Source organism: Amycolatopsis sp. NPDC006131, assembly GCF_040614175.1.
Classification (GTDB): Bacteria; Actinomycetota; Actinomycetes; order Mycobacteriales; family Pseudonocardiaceae; genus Amycolatopsis_E; species Amycolatopsis_E tucumanensis.
Map to the genome: position 1 here is coordinate 1 of NZ_JBEXTX010000133.1, position 20,101 is coordinate 20,101.

Consider the following 20,101-nt stretch of genomic DNA (forward strand, 5'->3'; position numbering starts at 1 on the left):
ATCTGGGCACTGCTGCGCGACGGCCGCGAATTCCACCACTCACCGCCGCCCATCAGCCCTACAGCTGCTTGACACGATCATTGAGACTCCCCGGGTGGGTCGCCGGGCTACCGCACGGGAGCGGCGCGTCTTCGGGTACCACAACACGGCCGTCGCGAGGTAGCGTCGGGCCATGGCCGAGTACGAGCACATCCTGGTCAAGCGCGACGACGCGACGGTGACGATCACGATGAACCGGGCCGCCCGCCGCAACTCCCTGTCCGAAGCCCACCTCGCCGAGCTGCTGGCGGCGTTCGAGGAGACGGCGGCGACCGACGCGACGGGCGTCGTCCTGGCCGGCGCGGGCCCGGTGTTCTCGGCGGGGCACGACTTCGGTGACGTGGCGTCCCGGGACTTGGAGGGCGTGCGGCGCCTGCTGACCCTGTGCACCCGGCTGATGCGGACGATGGAGTCGGTGCCGCAGGTGGTGATCGCGCGGGTGCACGGACTGGCGACCGCGGCGGGGTGCCAGCTGGTCGCGTCGTGCGATCTGGCGGTCGCGGCGGCCTCCGCGGGCTTCGCGCTGCCCGGCGGCAAGGGCGGCTGGTTCTGCCACACGCCGGCGGTGCCGGTCGCGCGGGCGATCGGGCGCAAGCGGCTGATGGAGCTGGCGCTGACGGGCGACGTCATCGACGCGGCGACGGCCCTGGAGTGGGGCCTGGTGAACCGGGTGGTGCAGGACGAGGACCTCGACGCGGCGGTGGCCGAGCTCCTGGCCCGGGCGACGCGCGGCAGCCGGGCCAGCAAGGCGCTCGGGAAGCAGACCCTGTACGCCCAGCTGGACCGCCCGGAGGCCGACGCGTACGCCATCGCGGTCGAGGTGATGGCGGCGGCGTCGCAAACACCGTCGGCACGGGAGGGAATGGCTTCCTTCCTGGAGAAACGAAAGCCCGAGTGGCCCGACTGAGGACTCCGGCGTTCCCACTCGCGGTTCACCGGCCGCCTATGAGCAGCCGGTGAACCGCGCTCCGCGCCTGGCGATGCGCCCGCGCCGTTCCACGGCCTGGGACCCGCTCCACGCGATCGGATGAACCACCGCGCCCCGGAATTGACCGTGCCATCCCGCCGCCAATAAGCACGACGAGTGATCCTCCGGCGGCGCGGACCGCAGCTGGTCCTCGTCGCCCTCGTGCAGGTGCTCGCCATGAGCCTCTGGTTCTCCGCCTCCACCGTGGTCCCGGCACTCCGCGCGGAGTGGGGCCTGTCGCGGCAGGCGGGGATCCTCCTGACCATCACCGTGCAGCTCGGGTTCGCCACCGGGGCCGTCGTCTCCGCCGCCGTCAACCTCGCCGATCGCGCCCGGCCGCAGGTCCTCCTCGCCGCCGGCAGTGCTCTCGGTGCGGCCGCCACGTTCGCGTTCCCGTCGGCCGGTCCCGCCGCGGCCGCTCCGCTCCGGTTCCTCACCGGGTTCGCCCTCGCGGCCGTCTACCCGGTCGGCATGAAGATCGTCGTCTCCTGGTTCCCGCGTCAGCGCGGGACCGCGCTCGGCGTCCTGGTCGGCGCGCTGACCCTCGGCTCCGCGCTGCCCAGCCTCCTCAGCACCGGCCACTGGCGGACCGTCCTGGCCATCGCCGCGACGCTCGCCCTCCTCGCCGTCCCGATCGCTCTCACCCTGGTCCGCCCCGGCCCGGACTGGCGCCCGTCACCGCCCTGGGAACCCCACTACCTGCTCCGCATGGCCCGCGACCGGGCGCAACGGCTGGTCTGCCTCGGCTACTTCGGCCACATGTGGGAGCTGTACGCGCTGTGGGCCTGGCTGCCCAGTTACGTCGCGGCCGCGGGCGACGGCGACAGCTTCACCACCATCGGCGTCGCGGGCGTCGCCGGGGCACTGCTCGGCGGCGTCCTCGCCGACCGCTTCGGCCGCACAGCCGTCACCACCGCCGCCATGCTCACCAGCGCCGCCTGCGGCCTGCTGTCCGTCGCCGCGTGGGGAACGCTCCTGCTCGCGCCGCTGCTGCTCGTGTGGGGCGCCGCCGTGATCGCCGACTCCGCGCAGTTCTCCGCGGCCCTGTCCGAGGTCGCCGACCCGCGCTACGCCGGCACCGCGCTCACCGCGATGACCGCCGCCGGGTTCGTCGTCAGCGCGATCACCATCCAGCTGCTCCCGCTGCTCGCCGACCTCACCGGCTGGCGCGACGCGGTCGCCCTGCTGTCGATCGGCCCGCTCCTCGGCGCCGTCGCGATGGTCAGCGTTCGTGCAGCAGCAGGAGCCCGTACGCCGCGATCGACTGGGCGTCCGTGATCTCCCCGCGCGCGATCATCTTCTCGAACTCGTCCCGGCTGAACCACGCCGTGCGCATGTCCTGTTCCTCGTGCTCGCGCTCGTGCGGGCCCTCGACCAGCTCCGTCGCCAGATAGACCCGGCCGCGCTGGCTCGACATGCCCGGCGCGACGTCCAGCAGCCCGAGGTCGGTCAGCGAACCGGCCACCAGCCCGGTCTCCTCCCGCAGCTCCCGCGCCGCCAGCTCCAGCGGGTCCACCTCGGCGAGCCCGGGCGCGGTGCCCTGCGGGAACTCCCAGCGCCGCAGGCCGAGCGGGTATCGGTACTGCTCGACCAGGTGCAGCCGGTCGCCGTCGAGCGGGACGACCAGCGCGTAGTCCGGCTTGTCGACCACGCCGTAAATGCCGGGCGAGCCGTCCGGGCGGCGGATGTCGTCCTCGCGCACCGTCATCCAGTTGTTCCGGTACACCTCGCGGGAGCCGAGCCGTTCGATGGGATCCACGCGACCAGTCTGCCGAAGCATCTTCTACCCTCGCCGGGTGCGTCTCGTGATCGCTCGTTGCCAAGTGGACTACGCCGGCCGTCTGACGGCCCACCTCCCGATGGCCACCCGGTTGCTGCTCATCAAGGCGGACGGCTCGGTGTCGGTGCACTCCGACGACCGCGCCTACAAGCCGCTGAACTGGATGAGCCCGCCGTGCTGGCTCATCGAGGACGGCGACGTCTGGACGGTGCAGAACAAGGCGGGCGAGAAGCTCGTCATCACCATCGAGGAGCGGATCGACGAGATCAGCCACGACCTGGGCGCCGAGCCGGGCCTGCAGAAGGACGGCGTCGAGGCGCACCTGCAGGAGCTGCTGGCCGAGCACATCACCACGCTCGGCGAGGGGTACACGCTGGTCCGCCGCGAGTACCCGACGGCGATCGGGCCGGTCGACATCCTCGCCCGCGACGCCGACGGCGGCTCGGTCGCGGTGGAGATCAAGCGCCGCGGCGAGATCGACGGCGTGGAGCAGCTGACCCGCTACCTGGAGCTGCTCAACCGCGACCCGCTGCTGGCGCCGGTGCAGGGCGTGTTCGCCGCGCAGCTGATCAAGCCGCAGGCCCGCACCCTGGCCGAGGACCGCGGCATCCGTTGCCTGACGCTGGACTACGACGCCCTCCGCGGCACCGAATCCGACGACCTCCGCTTGTTCTGAACACGCGAATTCGCCGCACCACGCCGGACGTGGTGCGGCGAATCCCTGTTTCACGTCAAAGGCTGTTGACGATCGCGCTGATCAGGTTGATCAAGCCGTAGACCAGGTCGTTCAGGCTCACCGGGGTCCTCCCTCGAAGGTTTCAACGGTTGGTACGCCGCCGTTCCACGGCGGCGGGGAAATGCAATCGAAGGCGCATTACCAGCCGGTAACCGGCGCTTTCCCCGATGTTTCACAACTCCCATGACGTGGATCACGGTCACGATCGGGTGCCGAGTTGCGGCGGGTGACACCGCGCGGTTGGGTTGTCACCGGTTTGATCTCGACACGGTCAAGGCGCGACCGCTGGCGTGCACGGCTGGGATACCGCGTAGTAATGTGCGCTCGTCACTCGATCGTGGTGATTCTTGTTCGGAGATGTTGGACTCCCGGAGGTGGCATCGGTGCCCGTCCTAGCCGCAGCGAACCTGCGACTTGATGCGCACGCGATCGACTACGTGTTGCTCGCGTTCTACTTCGTGCTGGTGCTCGGCATCGGCTACCTGGCCCGGAAACAGGTGTCGAGCAGCATCGACTTCTTCCTGTCCGGCCGCTCGCTGCCCGCCTGGGTCACCGGGCTCGCCTTCATCTCCGCCAACCTCGGCGCCATCGAAGTGATGGGGATGTCGGCCAACGGCGCGCAGTACGGCCTGCCCACGGCCCACTACTTCTGGATCGGCGCCATCCCGGCGATGCTGTTCCTCGGCATCGTGATGATGCCCTTCTACTACGGGTCGAAGGTCCGCAGCGTGCCGGAGTTCATGCGGCGCCGCTTCGGCACCGGCGCCCACCTGACGAACGGCATCAGCTTCGCGCTGGCCCAGATCCTCATCGCGGGCGCGAACCTGTACCTGCTGGCCAGCGTGGTGAACCTGCTGCTGGGCTGGCCGATCTGGTTCTCGATCGTCATCGCCGCGGTCATCGTGCTCGCCTACACCGCGCTCGGCGGCCTGTCCGCGGCCATTTACAACGAGGTGCTGCAGTTCTTCGTCATCGTCGCCGCGCTGGTGCCGCTGACGATCGTCGGTCTCTACAAGGTCGGCGGCTGGGACGGCCTGGTCGACAAGGTCACCAACGGCCCCGGCGGCGCGGAGCAGCTGAGCTCCTGGCCCGGTAACCAGCTCACCGGCTTCGGCAGCAACTTCCTGTCCGTGCTCGGCCTGGTGTTCGGCCTCGGGTTCGTGCTGTCGTTCGGCTACTGGACCACGAACTTCGTCGAGGTCCAGCGCGCGATGGCGTCGAAGAGCATGTCGGCGGCGCGCCGCACGCCGATCATCGGCGCGTTCCCGAAGATGCTGGTGCCGTTCATCGTGATCATCCCGGGCATGATCGCCGCGGTCACGGTCACCGAGCTGCAGGGCGAGAACAAGCAGGCCCTGATCGACGGCGGGTCCGCGCCCAGCGGCGCGACCTTCAACGACGCGCTGCTGCTGCTCATGCGCGACCTGCTGCCCAACGGTGTGCTGGGCGTCGCGATCGCCGGTCTGCTGGCCTCGTTCATGGCAGGCATGGCGGCGAACCTGAGCTCGTTCAACACCGTGTTCACGTACGACATCTGGCAGGCCTACATCAAGAAGGACAAGCCGGACTCGTACTACCTGAACATGGGCCGCTGGGTCACCGCGGGCGCTACGATCCTGGCCATCGGCACGGCGGGCATCGCCTCGCAGTACTCCAACCTGATGGACTACCTGCAGCAGCTGTTCTCGTTCTTCAACGCGCCGCTGTTCGCCACCTTCATCCTCGGCATGTTCTGGAAGCGGATGACGCCGGCGGCCGCGTGGATCGGTCTGCTGTCCGGTACCGCGTCGGCCATCGTGGTGTTCCTGCTCGCCGAGACCGGCGTGTGGGACCTGCCCGGCCAGGGCGCCAGCTTCATCGGTGCCGGCGCGGCGTTCGTGGTCGACATCGTGGTCAGCGTCGCGGTGACCATGGTGACCAAGCCCCGCGAGGCCTCCGAGCTGACCGGGCTGGTCTACTCGCTCACCCCGAAGGAGACGCGCCGGCACTCCACCACCGGCGAGGACGCGGGCTGGTACCGCAACCCGGGCCTGCTCGCGGGCATCGTCCTGGTCATCACGATCGCGCTGAACATCGCCTTCTAGGAGGTTGGCACACATGGCTAGCGAAACCCCCGCGCGCACGCGCCGGGCAGGCGCGTTCGACATCCGGCTGATCATCGCTTTGCTGACCGGCGTCTACGGCGTGGTCCTGACGATCATGGGCATCGCGTTCACCGACGACGCCGAGCTGCAGAAGGCGGCGGGCGTGAACATCAACCTGTGGGCCGGCATCGGCCTGCTGATCTTCACCGCCCTGTTCGTGCTGTGGGCGGTCGTGCGGCCGATCCGGGTCCCGGTGTCGGAAGGCGACGAGACCCCGGCCGAATAGGCAGGTTCGGAACATCCCGGCGAGGCCGGGCGGCTACCGTGCACCGCGTGCACCATGTCGCCCGGCCTCGCCGTTTCGTCCCTGTGGTCCTGCTCGCCCTGACCGTCTCCGCGTGCGCCGGACCCGACCTCGGCAAGCAGAACTTCCCGCGCACGACCGTCACGCAGACCAGCGCCGCCACCGGCCCGATCGACGACGCCGCGGTCAGCCTGGACGCGCTCCGCACCGTGGACCCGTGCGGGATGCTGCAGGGCGACACCGTCACCGGCGTCGGCACGCCGGTCGAGGACAGCCTCCACTCGACCGGGCTGGACGGCTGCGCCGTCGAGGTCACCGACGCGGGCGGCAAGGAGGCGCGGCTGAGCCTCACGATGGGGGAGACGCTCCTGCTGTCCTCCGCGACCCAGGTCGGCACCGTCGAAGGCCTGCCGGTCGTCGAGCGCGACCTGGACGACCCGGACACCGCCGAGGAGGAGGGCTGCGTGGTCACCGCGGTCACCTCCGAGACGCCGGGCATGGGCATCTCCGTCCAGGTCACCTACCAGGGCGGGGACGCGTGCGGCACCGGCCTGACCGTCATCCGCGAGGTCGTCGCCAAGATGCACGGCTCGCCGCCCCGGATGACCCGCGCGGCGAACTCGGCCGTGCCGCTCGACCCGTGCGCGCTGGTGGACGACACCGTCGCCGCCGAGGTCCTCGGCCGCAGCACCGCCAAGCGGCCCGGCGGCCTGCACGAGTGCCACTGGTCGGGCGGCAACGCCACCGGCTACCTGCGCATCTCCGAGACCGTCGAGCCGTCCGACGGCGACGACGGCACGCGCGTGGACCTGGGCGGCGGGATCACCGGCTACCAGGAGAAACGGACCACGGCGGGCAACAGCTGCACCATCGAGTGGACCCACCTGCGGACCGGCGACGGCGAGGGCGAGGTGGTCAAGTTCGAGTACGACAACTTCCACGACGACGCCGCCGGGGACGACTCGTGCGGCAAAGCGCGTCGCATCGTCGACACGATCCTGCCGAAGCTGCCCAAGTCCTGATAGGAAAGGGGCGACGACGGAGTCAGGAGGCGGGCATGAAGAAGATCATCAACGATCCGGCGGACGTGGTCACCGAGTCGCTGCGCGGGCTGGCCGCCGCGCACGCGGACATCCTGCGGGTCCAGGAGGACCCCAACGTGGTCGTGCGCGCCGACGCGCCGGTGGACGGCAAGGTCGCGGTGATCTCCGGCGGCGGGTCCGGGCACGAGCCGCTGCACGGCGGGTTCGTCGGCCTCGGCATGCTCGACGCGGCGGTGCCCGGCGCGGTGTTCACCTCGCCGACGCCGGACGCGGTGCAGGCCGCCATCAGCGCGACCACCGGCGCGGCCGGGGCTCTGCTGATCGTCAAGAACTACACCGGTGACGTGCTGAACTTCGAGACCGCGGGCGAGCTGGCCGCGGCCGAGGACTTGGACGTGCGCAGCGTGGTGATCGACGACGACGTCGCGGTCGCCGATTCGACCTACACCGCGGGACGGCGGGGCGTCGGCGGCACGGTGCTGCTGGAGAAGATCGCCGGCGCCGCGGCCGAGCGGGGCGATTCGCTGGACGCGGTGGAAGCGCTGGCACGCAAGGTCATCGGCCAGGTCCGGTCGATCGGGGTCGCGCTCACCGCGCCGACCGTGCCGCACGTCGGCGAGCCCAGCTTCGACCTCGGCGCCGACGAGATCGAGTTCGGCATCGGCATCCACGGCGAGCCGGGCCGGGAGCGGATCAAGGCCGAGCCCGCCGACGAGCTGGTGGCGCGCATGGTCGGGGCGGTCGTCGAGGACCTGCCGTTCACCGAGGGCGACCGGGTGCTGCTGTTCACCAACTCGATGGGCGCCACCCCGCTGGTCGAGCTGTACCTCGCGCACGGCATCGCCGAGCGGCTGCTGGCCGATCGCGGCATCATGGTCGAACGCCGGCTGGTGGGCCCCTACATCACCAGCCTGGAGATGCAGGGCATCAGCCTGACCCTGCTGAAGCTCGACGACGAGCTGACCGAACTGTGGGACGCGCCGGTGAACACCGCCGCACTGCGCTGGAAGGCCTGAGGACATGGGATGCACGCCGGAGGGCGTCGCGAACGCGTTGCGGGGCGCCGCGGCCGTGATCGCCGAGCACCGCGCCGAGCTGATCGAACTCGACCGGGCCATCGGGGACGGTGACCACGGCGAGAACATGAACCGCGGGTTCCAGGCCGTGGTGGCCGCGCTGGACGGCGGCGTGCCGGAAACGCCGGGCGGGGTGCTCAAGCTCGCGGCGACGACGTTGATCTCGAAGGTCGGCGGCGCGGCGGGGCCGTTGTACGGCACGGCTTTCCTGCGGGCGTCGACCGTGGTGTCGAACCAGCCGGAGCTGGGCGCGGCGGAGGTCGTGGCCGCGTTGCGGGCCGGGCTGGAAGGCGTGCAGGCGCGCGGCAAGGCGGTCGAGGGCGACAAGACGATGGTTGACGCGCTGCTGCCCGCGGTCGCGGCGGCGGAGAAGGCGGGCGGCGGCGACGTCGCGGCGGTCCTGTCGGCGGCCGCCGAGGGCGCCGCGACCGGCGCGGAGTCCACTGTGGACCTGGTTGCGCGGAAGGGCAGGGCGTCCTACCTGGGCGAGCGCAGCGCGGGGCACCTCGACCCGGGCGCGCGCTCGACGGCGCTGCTGCTCGCCGCGTTCGCCGAGGCGGCCCGATGAGCGTCGGCCTGGTGCTGGTGTCGCACAGCGCGAAGCTCGCCGAAGGGGTCGCCGAGGTCGCCGCGCAGATGGCGCCCGACGTGACGATCGTGCCCGCGGGCGGCCTGCCCGGCGGCGGGATCGGCACGGACTACGACTCGGTCGTGGCGGCGGTGCAGCGCGCCGATTCCGGGTCCGGGGTCGTGCTGCTCTACGACCTGGGCAGCGCGCAGATGACGGCGGAGCTCGCGGTCGAGTCGCTTGCCGACCCGGGCGCCGTGGTGGTGGCGGACGCGCCGCTGGTGGAGGGCACGGTCGCGGCGGCGGTGGCGGCGCAGAACGGAGCCGATCGGGCCGGGGTGCTGGAGGCCGCCTCGGCGGCCGCCGCGCCTCCGGAGCTGGCCGCGACCGCCGAGCCGGCCACCGACTGCGTGGAGCTCACGCTGACCAACGAGGTGGGCCTGCACGCCCGCCCCGCGGCGGTGCTGGCGCGCAGCCTGGCCGCGCTGGAGGCCGAGGTGAGCGTCCGGCTGGGCGACCAGGAAGCCGACGCGCACAGCGTGCTGGCGCTGATGGCGCTCGGCGCGCGGAAGGGCGACCGGATCCAGGTGCGCGCGGGAGGCCCCCAGGCGGCCGAGGCGCTGCGCGTGGTGCAGGACCTGGTGGAGGACAACTTCGGCGACCCCGCCTGACGGTTTCGCCTGTCGTTGGGCACCTCCCCGGGCGGCGCGCACCCGCGGCCCGCGCTTTCGGTTCGCGTTGCGCGCCCCTGGCCGTGACCCCGCGCTGCTGGCCGCGAACCCCGTGCTGCTGGTCGCGAGTCCCACGCTGCTGGTCGCGAGTCCCGCGCTGCTGGTCGCAGTTTCGCACTCGCCGCGGCGAGTCCCGCCGCCCATCGGCGCGAGTCCGATGCTCCGGTGCTGCGGGGCCACGCTCCTGGCACTTCGGCGCTCGCCGTCGGGCCGGCCGGGAGCTTCGCGCTCCCGGTTCACCATCCGCGCGCGACGAGTTCCCCGTCCAGCGGCACTGGACCGTCGCCTGCCTTTTCCCGTCTCCCGGTGCCAAGCCCGGCGGCGGCGGAACTCGCGCGGGTGCACCTGATTCGATACACCTCCCGTCCGGTCGTCGCGCGTGGCACCATCGAGGGCTACCGACGAGTAACCCGGAGGCCGCTATGGCGCGGACGATCGAAACGGCAGGCGTGGTCGGGCTCGGCACGATGGGCTCCGGGATCGCGGAGGTCCTGGCCCGCAGCGGCATCCGGGTCATCGGCGTCGAGGTGGACGCCGCCGCGGTGGAGCGCGCCCGCGGGCACGTCGAGCAGTCCACCGCCCGCGCCCTCACCGGCGGCAAGCTCGACGAGGACGACCGCGCGGCCCTGCTCGCCCGCATCACCTACACCACCTCGCTGACCGACCTCGCCGACGCCGACCTGGTCATCGAGGCCGTCCCGGAGAGCCTCGACCTCAAGGCCGAGGTGTTCGCCCAGCTGGACAAGATCGTCGGCCCCGACGCGGTCCTCGCGTCGAACACGTCGTCCCTGTCGGTCACCGAGATCGGCGTGCACACCTCCCGCCCCGGCAAGGTCGTCGGGATGCACTTCTTCAACCCGGCGCCCGTGCTCAAGCTGGTCGAGATCGTGCGGACTGTCGTCACCGAGCCGGACGTGATCGCCGACGTCACCGGGTTCGCCGAGCGCCTCGGCAAGACGCCGGTGGTCATCGGAGACCGCGCGGGGTTCATCGCCAACGCCCTGCTGTTCGGCTACCTCAACCACGCGGTGCGGATGTTCGAGCAGCGCTACGCCACGCGCGAGGACCTCGACGCGGCGATGCGCCTCGGCTGCGGGTACCCGATGGGACCGCTCGCGCTGCTCGACCTGATCGGGCTGGACACCGCCTACGAGATCCTCGAGTCGATGTACCGGCAGTCACGCAACCGGCTGCACGCGCCAGCGCCGCTGCTCAAGCAGATGATCACCGCGGGCCTGCTCGGCCGGAAGTCCGGTCGCGGGTTCTACACCTACGAGGGCCCGGATTCACCGGTCGTCGTCGACTCGGCGCCCGGCGTCGCGCCCGTTGACCCCGGCGAGGTGCGGCCGGTGCGCTCGGTCGGCGTGATCGGCACCGGCACGATGGCGACCGGGATCGCGGAGGTGTTCGCCAAGCGCGGGTACGACGTCGTGCTCCGCGCCCGCACCACCGACAAGGCCGAGGCGGCGGTGGCGCGGATCGCCAAGTCGGTGAACCGGGCGGTGTCGAAGGGCAAGCTGTCGGAGTCGGACGGCGCCGCGGCGCTGGCCCGGGTCACGCCGGTCGCCGACTTCACCGCGCTGTCCAGTGTGGACCTGGTGGTCGAGGCCGTGGCCGAGGACCTCGCGGTCAAGCAGGAGGTGTTCGCCGCGCTGGACGCGGTGGCCAAGCCGGGCGCGATCCTCGCGACGACGACCTCGTCGCTGCCGGTGATCGAGTGCGCGGCCGCGACCGAGCGCCCCGGGGACGTGGTCGGGCTGCACTTCTTCAACCCGGCGCCGGTGATGAAACTGGTCGAGGTGGTGCGCACGATCGCCACCGCGCCCGACGTCGTGGCCACCGCGCACGCGGTCTGCGCGGCGATCGGCAAGCACCCGGTGCACTGCGGCGACCGGGCCGGTTTCATCGTGAACGCGCTGCTCTTCCCGTACCTGAACGACGCGGTGAAGATGCTCGAAGCGCACTACGCGCAGGCCGCGGACATCGACACCGCGATGAAGGTCGGGTGCGGGCTGCCGATGGGCCCGTTCGAGCTGCTGGACGTCGTCGGTCTCGACGTGTCGCTGGCGATCCAGCGGACCCTGTTCAACGAGTTCCGCGAGGAGGGCTTCGCGCCGGCGCCGCTGCTGGAGCACCTCGTCACGGCCGGGCGGCTGGGCCGCAAGACGGGGAAGGGGTTCGCGGACTACACCGTTCAGTGACCGCAGCCGCAGGCGCCGCCGCAACAGCCGCCACCCGCCGGCGCACCGGCGGCCGAACCGGTCAGGGCGACGGTCGTCAGCAGCTTGACCGTGTCGGTGTGCCCCTCGGGGCAGGTCGCGGGCGCGCTCGACTCGCTCATCGGACGGTTCACCTCGAAGGTGCCGGTGCACTCGCGACAGCGGTAGGCGTAGGTCGGCATGTCGTCATTATCGGGTAAGGCGTGCGCTCGGAGCCACCTTCCTGCCAAGCTGGCCAGGTGGAGCTGCCAACGTTGTCCGGCCAGGGGCATCTCGCCGAGGTGGTGCCGTCGGTGCTCGCGACGCTGGGTGTGCCCGGTTGTGTGGACACGCTCGGCCTGCCCGACGCTGCCGGTGCCTGTGTGTTGCTGATCGACGGTCTGGGTGCGGAGCTGTTGCGCGCGCACGCCGCGGACGCGCCGGTGCTGACCGAGCTGGCGCAGGGGACGCTGACGGTCGGCTGTCCGTCGACGACGGTCGCCGGGCTGGCCGCGATCGGGACCGGGGTCGCGTCGGGGGAGCACGGCATGGCGGGGTACACGTTCGAGGTGCCCGGCTGCGGGGTGCTCAACGCCCTGCGCTGGCGGGAGCACCCGGGCGGCGGCGAGCTGGACCTGCGGCCGGAGGACGTCCAGCCGTTGCCCACGACGTTCGAGCGGGCGGCCGCGGCGGGTGTCGAGGCGGTGGTGGTGGCCGAGGCGAAGTTCGGGAACTCGCCACTGACGCGGGCCGTGCAGCGCGGCGCGGAGTACCGCGGCGTGTACGCGATGGGCGACCTGGCCGCGGAGACGCTGCGCACCCTGCGCGAGTCGCCTGGTTTCTGCTACGCCTACCACGGCCAGCTGGACGAGCTCGGCCACCGGTACGGCCCGGGTTCGCCGGCGTGGGTGATGCAGCTGCGGCAGGTCGACCGGCTCGTCGAGTCGCTTGTGGACGGTCTGCCGCCCGGCCGGGTGCTGGCCGTGGTGGCCGACCACGGGATGGTCGCGCTGGGCGAGGACGTGATCGACATCGACGTGACGCCGGAGTTGCGGTCCGGAGTGCGGGTGTTCGGTGGGGACCCGCGGGTGCGGCACGTGTACACCGAACCCGGCGCGACGGAGGACGTGCTGGCCGCGTGGCGCTCGGTGCTGGGTTCGCGGGCGTGGGTGACACGCCGGGACGAGGCGATCGCGGCGGGCTGGCTGGGACCGCGCGTGAGCGACCGGGTGCGCTCCCGCTTCGGCGACGTGATAGCCGCGGCCCGGGACGACTTCGGGATGCTGCGCCGCACCGCGGAGCCGCTGGAGTCGCAGCTGATAGGCCAACACGGCTCGATGACGCCTGCCGAGCAACTGGTCCCGCTGGCGATCGCCCACCGCTGAGGGGCTGGGCGGCTGGCGCTGTTGGCGGTAGCGCGCGGTTGTGGGGCCGGGCGGCTGGTTCCGCTGGCGATGGCGCCGCCGCTGAGCGCTGGGCGGCTGGTGCTGTTGGCGGTTGCCCGCCGTTGTGGCACCGCGCCTGGTTCTGCTGGCGATCATCCACCGCTGAGGCGCCGCTTCCGCCCGGGCTGCTGTCAGTCGTGACCGGGCCAGGTGGGTCGGGCGGAGCCGCCGGCCGCCGCCATAGCATCCCCGCCGACCGAATTCCCGTAAGGCACGGAGTTTCGAGGCAGGAATCCCCGCCGGGTCAGGGCTTTGGTCGGCGCAGGCCGTCGAGCAGCACGGTGAGCAGTCGTTCGGCCGTCTCGTCGCTGCCTTCCGCGGCCACGCCCACCCCGTGCCCGAGCAGCAGCAGATCGCGCGGCCGCACGTCGTCGCGGATGGCGCCGCTTTCCTGCGCTCGGTTGAGCAGCACGGCGGCCGCGTCGTTGATCAGCGTCTTGCACGCGGCGAACGTCTCGGAGTCCCGGTCCATCGCCGCCTTCAGCGTGGCCGCCAGCCCACGCTTGTGCAGCACGAACGCGACCTGCTCGCGCATCCACAGCTCCAGCGCCTCCGCCGGCTCGTGCTCCTCCAGCAGCCGGTGCGCGGCGGAGCTGAGCGTTTCGATGTCGTCGCGGTAGACGGCTTCGATCAGCGTCTCCCGAGTCGGGAAGTGCCGGTAGAGGGTGCCCGCGCCGACGGAGGCCCGGCGCGCGATGTCGTCCAGCGGGGCGTCCGGTCCGTGCTCTCGGAACGCCTCGCGCGCCGTGACCAGGATCCGTTCGTAGTTGCGCCGCGCGTCAGCCCGCATCGGCCGCGGTGCCGTCATGCGCCTCACCCCAAAACCGGACACATTCTCCGGATACCCTTGCGCAACCGGAGACGTTCTCCATATGCTAGCTCCATCGAAGCGGAGAGTTCGTCCGCTTCTGTCGTCCTCTTTCGATGGAGACTTCTTGTCTGAGACAACGCTGCCCGCGTCCGGCACGGCTGTCGCCGCGACCGCGGCGCGGCCACGCCCCGGCGTGGTGCTGGCAACCCTGCTCACCTGCCAGTTGATGATCGTCCTCGACATCACCGTCATGAACGTCGCGCTGCCCCGGATCGAGGCCGACCTCGGGTTCACCGCGGCCTCGCTGAGCTGGGTGATGTCGAGCTACACCCTCGTCTTCGGCGGTCTGCTGCTGCTCGGCGGACGCGCGGGCGACCTCTTCGGCCGCAAGCGGATGTTCGTCGGCGGCGTGCTGCTGTTCACCGTGGCCTCGCTCGCCGGTGGCCTGGCCGGATCGGCCGAGTGGCTGATCGTCGCCCGCATCGCGCAAGGCCTCGGCGCCGCCGCCGCGGGGCCGAGCACGCTGGCCCTGCTCACCACGACCATCACCGAATCCCGCGCCCGGCTGCGCGCGCTCGCCCTGTTCTCCGGCATGTCCAGCGCCGGGTTCGCGGTCGGTCTCATCCTCGGCGGGCTGCTCACCGAGTGGCTGTCGTGGCGGGCCGTGCTGTTCATCAACGTGCCGTTCGGACTGGTCGTGGCCGCGCTGGCCGCCCGGTTCGTGGTGGAGCCGCCGCGCCAGCGGGCGCGGCTGGACCTGCCCGGCGCGGTGACCGGGACGGTGGGCGTCGCGGCCCTCGTCTACGGCTTCATCCGCGCCGCCGAGGCGGGCTGGTCGGACACGCTGACGTTGGCCTCGCTGATCGGCGGAGTGGTGCTGCTCGGCGCTTTCCTCGCCGTCGAGGTCCGCACCGCCGAGCCGCTGCTGCCGCTGCGGTTGTTCGCCGACCGCAACCGCGCCGCCGCCTACGCCAACTTCTTCCTCGGCCCGATGGCCGGCATGTCGATGTTCTTCTTCCTCACCCAGTACCTGCAGGACGTGCGAGGCATGAACGCGCTGGGCACCGGGTTCGCGTTCCTGCCCATGGCGCTGCTGGTGTTCGCGCTGAGCCGGGCCATCCCGCGGCTGCTGCCCCGGTTCGGGCCCAAGCCGGTCGCGATCGCCGGGACGCTGTCGATGATCGCCGGGGTGGGCTGGCTGACGCAGCTGGGAACCGGCACCGCCTACCTGACCGGTGTGCTCGGCCCGATGGTCCTCATGGGACTGGGCATGGGACTGGCCTTCTCGCCGCTCAACGTGATCATCATGGGCAGCGTCCCGGCTCGCGACGCCGGCGCCGCAGGTGGTGTGCTGCAGACGATGCAGCAGACCGGCGCGACCCTCGGCCTCGCCATCCTGGTCACCATCTTCGGCGCGGCCACCCGCACCGCGACCGGCTCGCCGCACGACGTGCTGGTCACCGGGATGACGGCCGCGTTCACCGGCTCGGTGGTGATCGCGTGCCTCACCTTCGTGGTGGCACTCACCTTCCGCCGCGACGCGGATCGCGCCGCGTAGGCGTTACCGTGGCCGGGTGCCCCGCCGCAACCGACCACACCGTGGCCGCCCCGACGCCGACCGCGCCGGGGCGGCTCCCGGTTGGGCGCACGCCGAGTCCGGTCCGGACGGTGACTGGCTGGTGCGCAGCGTCCCGGGCAGCCAGGCGACCAAGGTGTACCGCTGTCCCGGGTGCGACCACGAAATCCAGCCCGGCGTGCCGCACGTGGTGGCCTGGCCCGCCGACGAGCTCGGCTCGGTGGCCGACCGCAGGCACTGGCACCGCGCCTGCTGGAACGCACGTGACCGCCGCGGCCCGACCCGCAAGCGCTTTTAGGCCTGCCGCGCGTCTCCGGGCTTCGGAATCTTCCGGAAGTGCCGGGACACCGCGCCGTCGTAGAAGGTCTCGGTGTAGGCGGTGAACCCGAGCCGCTCCGCGACGCGCAGTGACGGCTCGTTGGCGATGTTCACGCTGATCTGCACCGGGAACTCGGGCAGCTCCCGCTCCGCCCAGTCGACCACGGCCCGCGCCATCTCGGTGGCGTAGCCGCGTCCCCACGCCTCCGGGCGGAAGCGATAGTAGAGGTTCAGCAGCCGGGCGCCGCCGAACTCCAGGTGCTGCAGCCCGCCGATGCCGGCGACCGCACCGGTGGCGAGCGGCACCACCGCGAGGTAGCCGAACCCGTGGGCCTTCCAGTGCTCGAGCCAGGCCGTGAGCTTGACCTCGGTCTCCTCCTCGCTGGGCGGCGCTGGGTGGTAGCGGTTGGTCCGCGGGTCGGTCTGGATCTCGACGACGTCGTCCCGGTCCTCCGGGCCCAGTGGCCGCAGCAACAGGCGGTCAGTGCGGATCTCCCGCCACTCGACGCTCACAGAGCGACGGTAGCGCGCCGGTCCAGCACAATCTCGGTATGGCTGATCTTCCCCTGGTCCTCCTCCACGCGTTCCCGGTGGACGCCCGCATGTGGAACCCCGTCCGCGGCGGCCTGACCACCCGGCACCGGCTGATCACGCCCGACCAGCGTGGCCTCGGGCGGACGCCGCTGCCCGGGACCGACCGCGAACCCAGCCTCGACGACGCGGGCCGGGACGTGATCGCCCTGCTCGACAAGCTCGAACTCGAGCAGGTCGTGCTCGGCGGCTGTTCCATGGGCGGCTACGTGACCATGGCCGTGCTGCGCGCCGCGCCCGAGCGTGTCGCCGGGCTGGTGCTCATCGACACGAAGGCGACCGCGGACGCGCCCGAGGCGGCGCAGGCCCGCCGGGATCTGGCGCAGCGCGCGGAGTCCGAGGGCGTGACCGGCTGGCTCGCCGACGCCATGCTGCCGAACGTGCTCAGCGTCGAGACCCGCCAGACCCGCCCGGACGTGGTCGAGACGGTGCGCGACCTCATCGACAGCCAGCCCCCGGCGGGCGTGGCGTGGGCCGCCCGCGCGATGGCCAACCGGCCGGACTCCACCGAGCTGCTGGCGGCCACCGACGTGCCCGCGCTGGTGATCGTGGGCGAGGACGACGGACTCACCCCACCCGACGGCGCACAGGCGATGGCGGAGACGCTGCCCAGCGGCGAACTGGTGGTGGTGCCCCAGGCCGGGCACCTCACGCCGCTGGAAGCGCCGGCGATGGTTGCGGAGGCGATCCTGGGCTGGTGGCCTTTCGCGTGAGGGGGCTCGGCTGAGGCTGGGTGCTTTCGCCGGTTGCGGGGATAGTCGGCCGGCTGCTGGGCGTTCCTTTCCGATGGCGGGTGCCTCGCGGCGTGGGAGGCGCCGATCGTGCTGCCGAGGCGATCTTGAGTTGATGGCCCTTTGGGTGGGGTTTGGCCGTGATGAGCGTCGCGCTGCTGATTGCGGGGACAGGCGGCCGCTGCTGGCAGTCGTGTCCGATGGCGGGTGCCTCGTGGCGCGGGAGGCGCCGGTCGTGGATTGCCGAGGCGATCCTGGGCTGGTGGCCCGTCGCGTGTGGGTGCTTGGTTGCGTTCGCTGGGCAGCTCACTAGGGGAGAGTCGGCTGCCTACCGCGGGCAGTCGTGCGCACGGCGCCGCCGCGCCGCAGCGCGCAAGCCACCACAGCCGGAACGCCCCTGCGCGCCCCAGCCCACCGCGACCAGCCCCGCCCGGCTAATTCAGTTGAGAAACATCAACGAACTCCTTGAGGGCCCCGGCGTCGCCGAGTACCTCGACGTCTTCGGGAGCCTTCCGGCGCCACAGCAGCAACAACAGGTCCGACGCCGTCCCGCGGACCGCCGTCGTCGCCTTCCGGTGCTCGGCCGTCACCGACCAGCCCGCGCCGGACGGCTGGACCAGCCACTCGCCCGGACCGTCCGTCGCGTGCAGGTGCACGTCCGCCCGGAAGCCGGGCGGCGGGACGTCCGGGAGGAAGAACCGCAGGAACTCGTCGATCCCGTCCACCGCGAGCTCCCGCTCGACCGGTTCGTCCCGCCCCGCCGCCGACAGCGCGTCCCAGCAGTGCACCGCCGTCTCCTGGGCCATCCGGCGCTGGATGAACGCCGCGTCCTTCCGCTCCGCCCACGTCCACCTGGGCTCGGCCGGATCGAGCGCGGCCAAGACGCCCGCCAGCGCCTCGACACCCTCGGCGAACCACGCCACCAGCTCGTCGTCCGCCGGACGCGGCGGCTCCCGGTAGTCGTCCGGCCCGGCAACCGCTCCGGACGCGATCTGCCGCCAGAACCAGTGGACCTCGCCGGTGTGCCAGACCAGCTCGGCCACGTCCCAGCCCGGGCACGCCGGCACCGGCGCACGCAGGTCTCGCACCGCTTCCGCCAAGCGGCCGCCGTCCCTGCGCAACGCCGTGAGGTACCCGGGCTTCTCCATGCCGGGAAAGCTAGCGGGACCCACCGACAGTTTTGAATCGCCGCAGGTCAGCCTGCGCTTCCGGGAGTCGTTCCGGGAACCGGCGCGCGATCGCGAATCGCCAGCACACCCCGAACAGGTCGCGCAGCCGCACCCACGGCGCCAGCTCGTCGGGGTCCGGCGCGTCCGGGTACGCGGCGACCGCGGCGCGGCCGTCCAGCCTGCTGGTCAGCGCCAGGCACGCCAGGTCCCACGCGACCGGCCCGGCCCAGGTGTCCTCGAAGTCGACCCAGCGCGGTCCGCTCGCCGTGGCCAGCAGGTTCCCCGGGTGCGCGTCGCCGTGCAGGGCCTGCGCGCGGGCCTCAGGCAACACCGCTTCGAGCGCATCGACCTCGTCCGCCAGCTCCGCGGGCAGGTCGAACCGCGCGATCCAGGACCGGGCCTCCGCCAGCGGCCCCGGCGCGTCCAGCGCGCCCGGAAAATCCCGCAGCGCGGCGTGCAGTTCGGCCAGCGACCAGGCCACCTCGCCGGGGGGGAAGACGTGATCCGGGTCGTGACGTGTGAAACGCCACAGTGTGACCGGGAGGCCGTTCGCGACGTGCGGACCTGGGCTTTCGAACGGCGGCACGACCGGTGCGTCCCGCATCTCGAGGAACGACGAGAGTGCCACTTCGCGCGCCAGCGACTGGAGCACCCCGGGCCGCGCGACCAGCGTCGTCGCAGGCACCCTCGCCACGACCGCACCCAGTCTCACCAGCACGTTCGACCGCGTGGCCAGGACTTCCGGGTGCTCGGCGGGCAGCCGGAACCGCTGCCCGACCTCGACCGCGGCGGCCACGGCGGCGGTCGTGTAGCGGTCTCCCATGGCGTGATCTTCCCAGCCGGTGCGCACCAGTGTCGGGGGCGAGGGATACGATCCGGACTGGTCGCGTCGCCGCGGCCGCTGACACACCGAAGAGGATCTTGGAGGCAGGAGTGACAGCCGTAGCCCCGCAGCCGATTGTCACGCGTCCGTACCCGGCGCGACAGGAGGCCAAGGGTTCGTTGCTGCTGCGGTTGTTCCGCACGACGGACCACAAGCAGATCGGCATCATGTACCTGGTCACGTCGTTCGCCTTCTTCATGGTGGGCGGCGCGATGGCGATGCTGATCCGCACCGAGCTGGCGCGCCCAGGGCAGCAGTTCCTGTCGCAGGAGCAGTACAACCAGCTGTTCACCATGCACGGCACGATCATGCTGCTGCTGTACGCGACCCCGATCCTGTTCGGTTTCGCCAACTTCGTGATGCCGCTGCAGATCGGCTCGCCGGACGTGGCGTTCCCGCGGTTGAACGCCTTCTCCTACTGGCTGTACCTGTTCGGCGGCATCATCACCGTCTCCGGCTTCCTGACCCCGGGTGGCGCGGCCGACTTCGGCTGGTTCGCCTACACCCCGCTGTCGGACGCCATCCACTCGCCGGGCATCGGCGCGGACATGTGGATCGCCGGCCTCGCGGTCTCCGGTCTGGGCACCATCCTCGGCGCGGTCAACATGGTCACCACGATCGTCTGCCTCCGCGCGCCCGGCATGACGATGTTCCGGATGCCGATCTTCACCTGGAACATCCTGGTCACCAGCATCCTGGTGCTGCTCGCCTTCCCGATCCTCACCGCGGCGCTCATGGGCCTGATGGCCGACCGGCACATCGGGGCGCACGTGTTCGACCCGGCCAACGGTGGTGTGATCCTCTGGCAGCACCTGTTCTGGTTCTTCGGGCACCCCGAGGTGTACATCGTCGCGCTGCCGTTCTTCGGCATCGTCTCCGAGATCATCCCGGTGTTCTCGCGCAAGCCGATCTTCGGCTACAAGGGCCTGGTCTTCGCGACGCTGGGCATCGCGGCGCTGTCGGTCGCGGTGTGGGCGCACCACATGTACGCCACCGGCGCCGTGCTGCTGCCGTTCTTCTCCTTCATGACCTTCCTGATCGCGGTCCCGAC

Annotated in this window: 21 protein-coding genes; 15 read left to right on the forward strand and 6 right to left on the reverse strand. The window is 71.7% G+C overall.

Features of this window, described 5'->3' with window-relative positions; genetic code table 11:
* Nucleotides 1–172: 172 nt before the first annotated feature.
* Nucleotides 173–946 (forward strand): enoyl-CoA hydratase-related protein, encoded by a 774-nt coding sequence (locus ABZ215_RS38380; protein ID WP_354955467.1) that lies wholly within the window; start codon nucleotides 173–175, stop codon nucleotides 944–946.
* Between the two features lie 177 nt (nucleotides 947–1,123).
* On the forward strand, nucleotides 1,124–2,284 hold the full coding sequence (locus ABZ215_RS38385; protein ID WP_354955469.1) for an MFS transporter: 1,161 nt from the start codon (nucleotides 1,124–1,126) through the stop codon (nucleotides 2,282–2,284).
* On the opposite strand, the gene ABZ215_RS38390 is transcribed toward ABZ215_RS38385, so the two are convergent.
* Nucleotides 2,229–2,765, reverse strand: a complete 537-nt coding sequence (locus ABZ215_RS38390) for an NUDIX hydrolase (protein ID WP_354710368.1) — start codon at nucleotides 2,763–2,765, stop codon at nucleotides 2,229–2,231. The two genes, ABZ215_RS38385 and ABZ215_RS38390, sit on opposite strands and share 56 nt — an antisense overlap.
* A 37-nt stretch (nucleotides 2,766–2,802) precedes the next feature.
* On the opposite strand from ABZ215_RS38390, the gene nucS reads away from it, so the two are divergent.
* The 8 genes from nucS to ABZ215_RS38430 all read left to right on the forward strand — a co-directional run bounded on the left by nucS (nucleotide 2,803) and on the right by ABZ215_RS38430 (nucleotide 11,529).
* Nucleotides 2,803–3,462, forward strand: a complete 660-nt coding sequence (gene nucS / locus ABZ215_RS38395; protein WP_026153883.1) for an endonuclease NucS — start codon at nucleotides 2,803–2,805, stop codon at nucleotides 3,460–3,462.
* A 443-nt stretch (nucleotides 3,463–3,905) separates the two neighbouring features.
* Nucleotides 3,906–5,606 carry a sodium:solute symporter family protein gene (locus ABZ215_RS38400; RefSeq protein WP_027935833.1) on the forward strand — a complete coding sequence of 567 codons (1,701 nt, stop codon included), beginning with the start codon at nucleotides 3,906–3,908 and terminating at the stop codon, nucleotides 5,604–5,606.
* 13 nt (nucleotides 5,607–5,619) lie between these two features.
* Complete coding sequence (locus tag ABZ215_RS38405) at nucleotides 5,620–5,892, forward strand: hypothetical protein (protein WP_020417816.1); 273 nt, start codon at nucleotides 5,620–5,622, stop codon at nucleotides 5,890–5,892.
* A 47-nt stretch (nucleotides 5,893–5,939) separates the two neighbouring features.
* Entirely contained in the window at nucleotides 5,940–6,932 is a 993-nt protein-coding gene (locus tag ABZ215_RS38410) for a DUF3558 domain-containing protein (protein ID WP_354955471.1), read from the forward strand.
* A gap of 35 nt (nucleotides 6,933–6,967) precedes the next feature.
* Nucleotides 6,968–7,969, forward strand: a complete 1,002-nt coding sequence (gene dhaK / locus ABZ215_RS38415; RefSeq protein ID WP_354955473.1) for a dihydroxyacetone kinase subunit DhaK — start codon at nucleotides 6,968–6,970, stop codon at nucleotides 7,967–7,969.
* Nucleotides 7,970–7,973: 4 nt separating this feature from the next.
* Entirely contained in the window at nucleotides 7,974–8,597 is a 624-nt protein-coding gene (dhaL, locus tag ABZ215_RS38420) for a dihydroxyacetone kinase subunit DhaL (RefSeq protein ID WP_354710364.1), read from the forward strand.
* Complete coding sequence (dhaM, locus tag ABZ215_RS38425; RefSeq protein WP_237339886.1) at nucleotides 8,594–9,268, forward strand: dihydroxyacetone kinase phosphoryl donor subunit DhaM; 675 nt, start codon at nucleotides 8,594–8,596, stop codon at nucleotides 9,266–9,268. The genes dhaL and dhaM overlap by 4 nt, the downstream gene beginning before the upstream one ends.
* A gap of 482 nt (nucleotides 9,269–9,750) precedes the next feature.
* Nucleotides 9,751–11,529, forward strand: coding sequence for a 3-hydroxybutyryl-CoA dehydrogenase (locus ABZ215_RS38430; RefSeq protein WP_020417821.1), 1,779 nt, complete (start codon nucleotides 9,751–9,753; stop codon nucleotides 11,527–11,529).
* Here the strand turns inward: ABZ215_RS38430 and ABZ215_RS38435 are convergent.
* Complete coding sequence (locus tag ABZ215_RS38435) at nucleotides 11,523–11,729, reverse strand: zinc ribbon domain-containing protein (RefSeq protein ID WP_017987344.1); 207 nt, start codon at nucleotides 11,727–11,729, stop codon at nucleotides 11,523–11,525. The genes ABZ215_RS38430 and ABZ215_RS38435 overlap by 7 nt on opposite strands.
* A 57-nt stretch (nucleotides 11,730–11,786) precedes the next feature.
* On the opposite strand from ABZ215_RS38435, the gene ABZ215_RS38440 reads away from it, so the two are divergent.
* Nucleotides 11,787–12,911: an alkaline phosphatase family protein gene (locus ABZ215_RS38440; protein ID WP_354955475.1), complete on the forward strand. Its 1,125-nt coding sequence runs from the start codon at nucleotides 11,787–11,789 to the stop codon at nucleotides 12,909–12,911.
* A 304-nt stretch (nucleotides 12,912–13,215) separates the two neighbouring features.
* On the opposite strand, the gene ABZ215_RS38445 is transcribed toward ABZ215_RS38440, so the two are convergent.
* A complete protein-coding gene (locus ABZ215_RS38445) occupies nucleotides 13,216–13,779 on the reverse strand; it encodes a helix-turn-helix domain-containing protein (protein ID WP_354955477.1) in 564 nt (187 codons plus the stop codon).
* 127 nt (nucleotides 13,780–13,906) lie between these two features.
* Here ABZ215_RS38445 and ABZ215_RS38450 point away from each other — a divergent pair, with 127 nt between their 5' ends.
* Both ABZ215_RS38450 and ABZ215_RS38455 read left to right on the forward strand, forming a co-directional pair.
* Nucleotides 13,907–15,340: an MFS transporter gene (locus tag ABZ215_RS38450; protein ID WP_354955479.1), complete on the forward strand. Its 1,434-nt coding sequence runs from the start codon at nucleotides 13,907–13,909 to the stop codon at nucleotides 15,338–15,340.
* 16 nt (nucleotides 15,341–15,356) lie between these two features.
* The gene (locus ABZ215_RS38455) at nucleotides 15,357–15,656 is read left to right on the forward strand and encodes a hypothetical protein (protein ID WP_020422419.1); all 300 of its coding nucleotides are present in this window, start codon (nucleotides 15,357–15,359) and stop codon (nucleotides 15,654–15,656) included.
* On the opposite strand, the gene ABZ215_RS38460 is transcribed toward ABZ215_RS38455, so the two are convergent.
* Nucleotides 15,653–16,189: a GNAT family N-acetyltransferase gene (locus tag ABZ215_RS38460; protein WP_354955481.1), complete on the reverse strand. Its 537-nt coding sequence runs from the start codon at nucleotides 16,187–16,189 to the stop codon at nucleotides 15,653–15,655. The genes ABZ215_RS38455 and ABZ215_RS38460 overlap by 4 nt on opposite strands.
* Nucleotides 16,190–16,227: 38 nt before the next feature.
* Between ABZ215_RS38460 and ABZ215_RS38465 the strand changes: the two genes are divergently transcribed.
* Nucleotides 16,228–16,980: an alpha/beta fold hydrolase gene (locus ABZ215_RS38465; protein ID WP_354955483.1), complete on the forward strand. Its 753-nt coding sequence runs from the start codon at nucleotides 16,228–16,230 to the stop codon at nucleotides 16,978–16,980.
* Nucleotides 16,981–17,432: 452 nt separating this feature from the next.
* On the opposite strand, the gene ABZ215_RS38470 is transcribed toward ABZ215_RS38465, so the two are convergent.
* Nucleotides 17,433–18,146 carry a maleylpyruvate isomerase family mycothiol-dependent enzyme gene (locus ABZ215_RS38470; protein ID WP_354955485.1) on the reverse strand — a complete coding sequence of 238 codons (714 nt, stop codon included), beginning with the start codon at nucleotides 18,144–18,146 and terminating at the stop codon, nucleotides 17,433–17,435.
* Nucleotides 18,147–18,156: 10 nt separating this feature from the next.
* Nucleotides 18,157–18,990 (reverse strand): phosphotransferase, encoded by an 834-nt coding sequence (locus ABZ215_RS38475; RefSeq protein WP_354955487.1) that lies wholly within the window; start codon nucleotides 18,988–18,990, stop codon nucleotides 18,157–18,159.
* Between the two features lie 110 nt (nucleotides 18,991–19,100).
* Here ABZ215_RS38475 and ABZ215_RS38480 point away from each other — a divergent pair.
* Nucleotides 19,101–20,101: cbb3-type cytochrome c oxidase subunit I (locus ABZ215_RS38480; protein WP_354955489.1), on the forward strand; the 1,001-nt coding region annotated here is incomplete at its 3' end.

What these genes read in the sequence shown, in the direction of transcription:
- ABZ215_RS38380 (WP_354955467.1), top strand. Translation starts at nt 173, where the DNA reads ATGGCCGAGTACGAGCACATCCTGGTCAAGCGCGACGACGCGACGGTG.
- ABZ215_RS38405 (WP_020417816.1), top strand. Translation starts at nt 5,620, where the DNA reads ATGGCTAGCGAAACCCCCGCGCGCACGCGCCGGGCAGGCGCGTTCGAC.
- dhaK (WP_354955473.1), top strand. Translation starts at nt 6,968, where the DNA reads ATGAAGAAGATCATCAACGATCCGGCGGACGTGGTCACCGAGTCGCTG.
- dhaL (WP_354710364.1), top strand. Translation starts at nt 7,974, where the DNA reads ATGGGATGCACGCCGGAGGGCGTCGCGAACGCGTTGCGGGGCGCCGCG.
- dhaM (WP_237339886.1), top strand. Translation starts at nt 8,594, where the DNA reads ATGAGCGTCGGCCTGGTGCTGGTGTCGCACAGCGCGAAGCTCGCCGAA.
- ABZ215_RS38430 (WP_020417821.1), top strand. Translation starts at nt 9,751, where the DNA reads ATGGCGCGGACGATCGAAACGGCAGGCGTGGTCGGGCTCGGCACGATG.
- ABZ215_RS38435 (WP_017987344.1), bottom strand. Translation starts at nt 11,729, where the DNA reads ATGCCGACCTACGCCTACCGCTGTCGCGAGTGCACCGGCACCTTCGAG.
- ABZ215_RS38445 (WP_354955477.1), bottom strand. Translation starts at nt 13,779, where the DNA reads ATGACGGCACCGCGGCCGATGCGGGCTGACGCGCGGCGCAACTACGAA.
- ABZ215_RS38465 (WP_354955483.1), top strand. Translation starts at nt 16,228, where the DNA reads ATGGCTGATCTTCCCCTGGTCCTCCTCCACGCGTTCCCGGTGGACGCC.
- ABZ215_RS38470 (WP_354955485.1), bottom strand. Translation starts at nt 18,146, where the DNA reads ATGGAGAAGCCCGGGTACCTCACGGCGTTGCGCAGGGACGGCGGCCGC.
- ABZ215_RS38475 (WP_354955487.1), bottom strand. Translation starts at nt 18,990, where the DNA reads ATGGGAGACCGCTACACGACCGCCGCCGTGGCCGCCGCGGTCGAGGTC.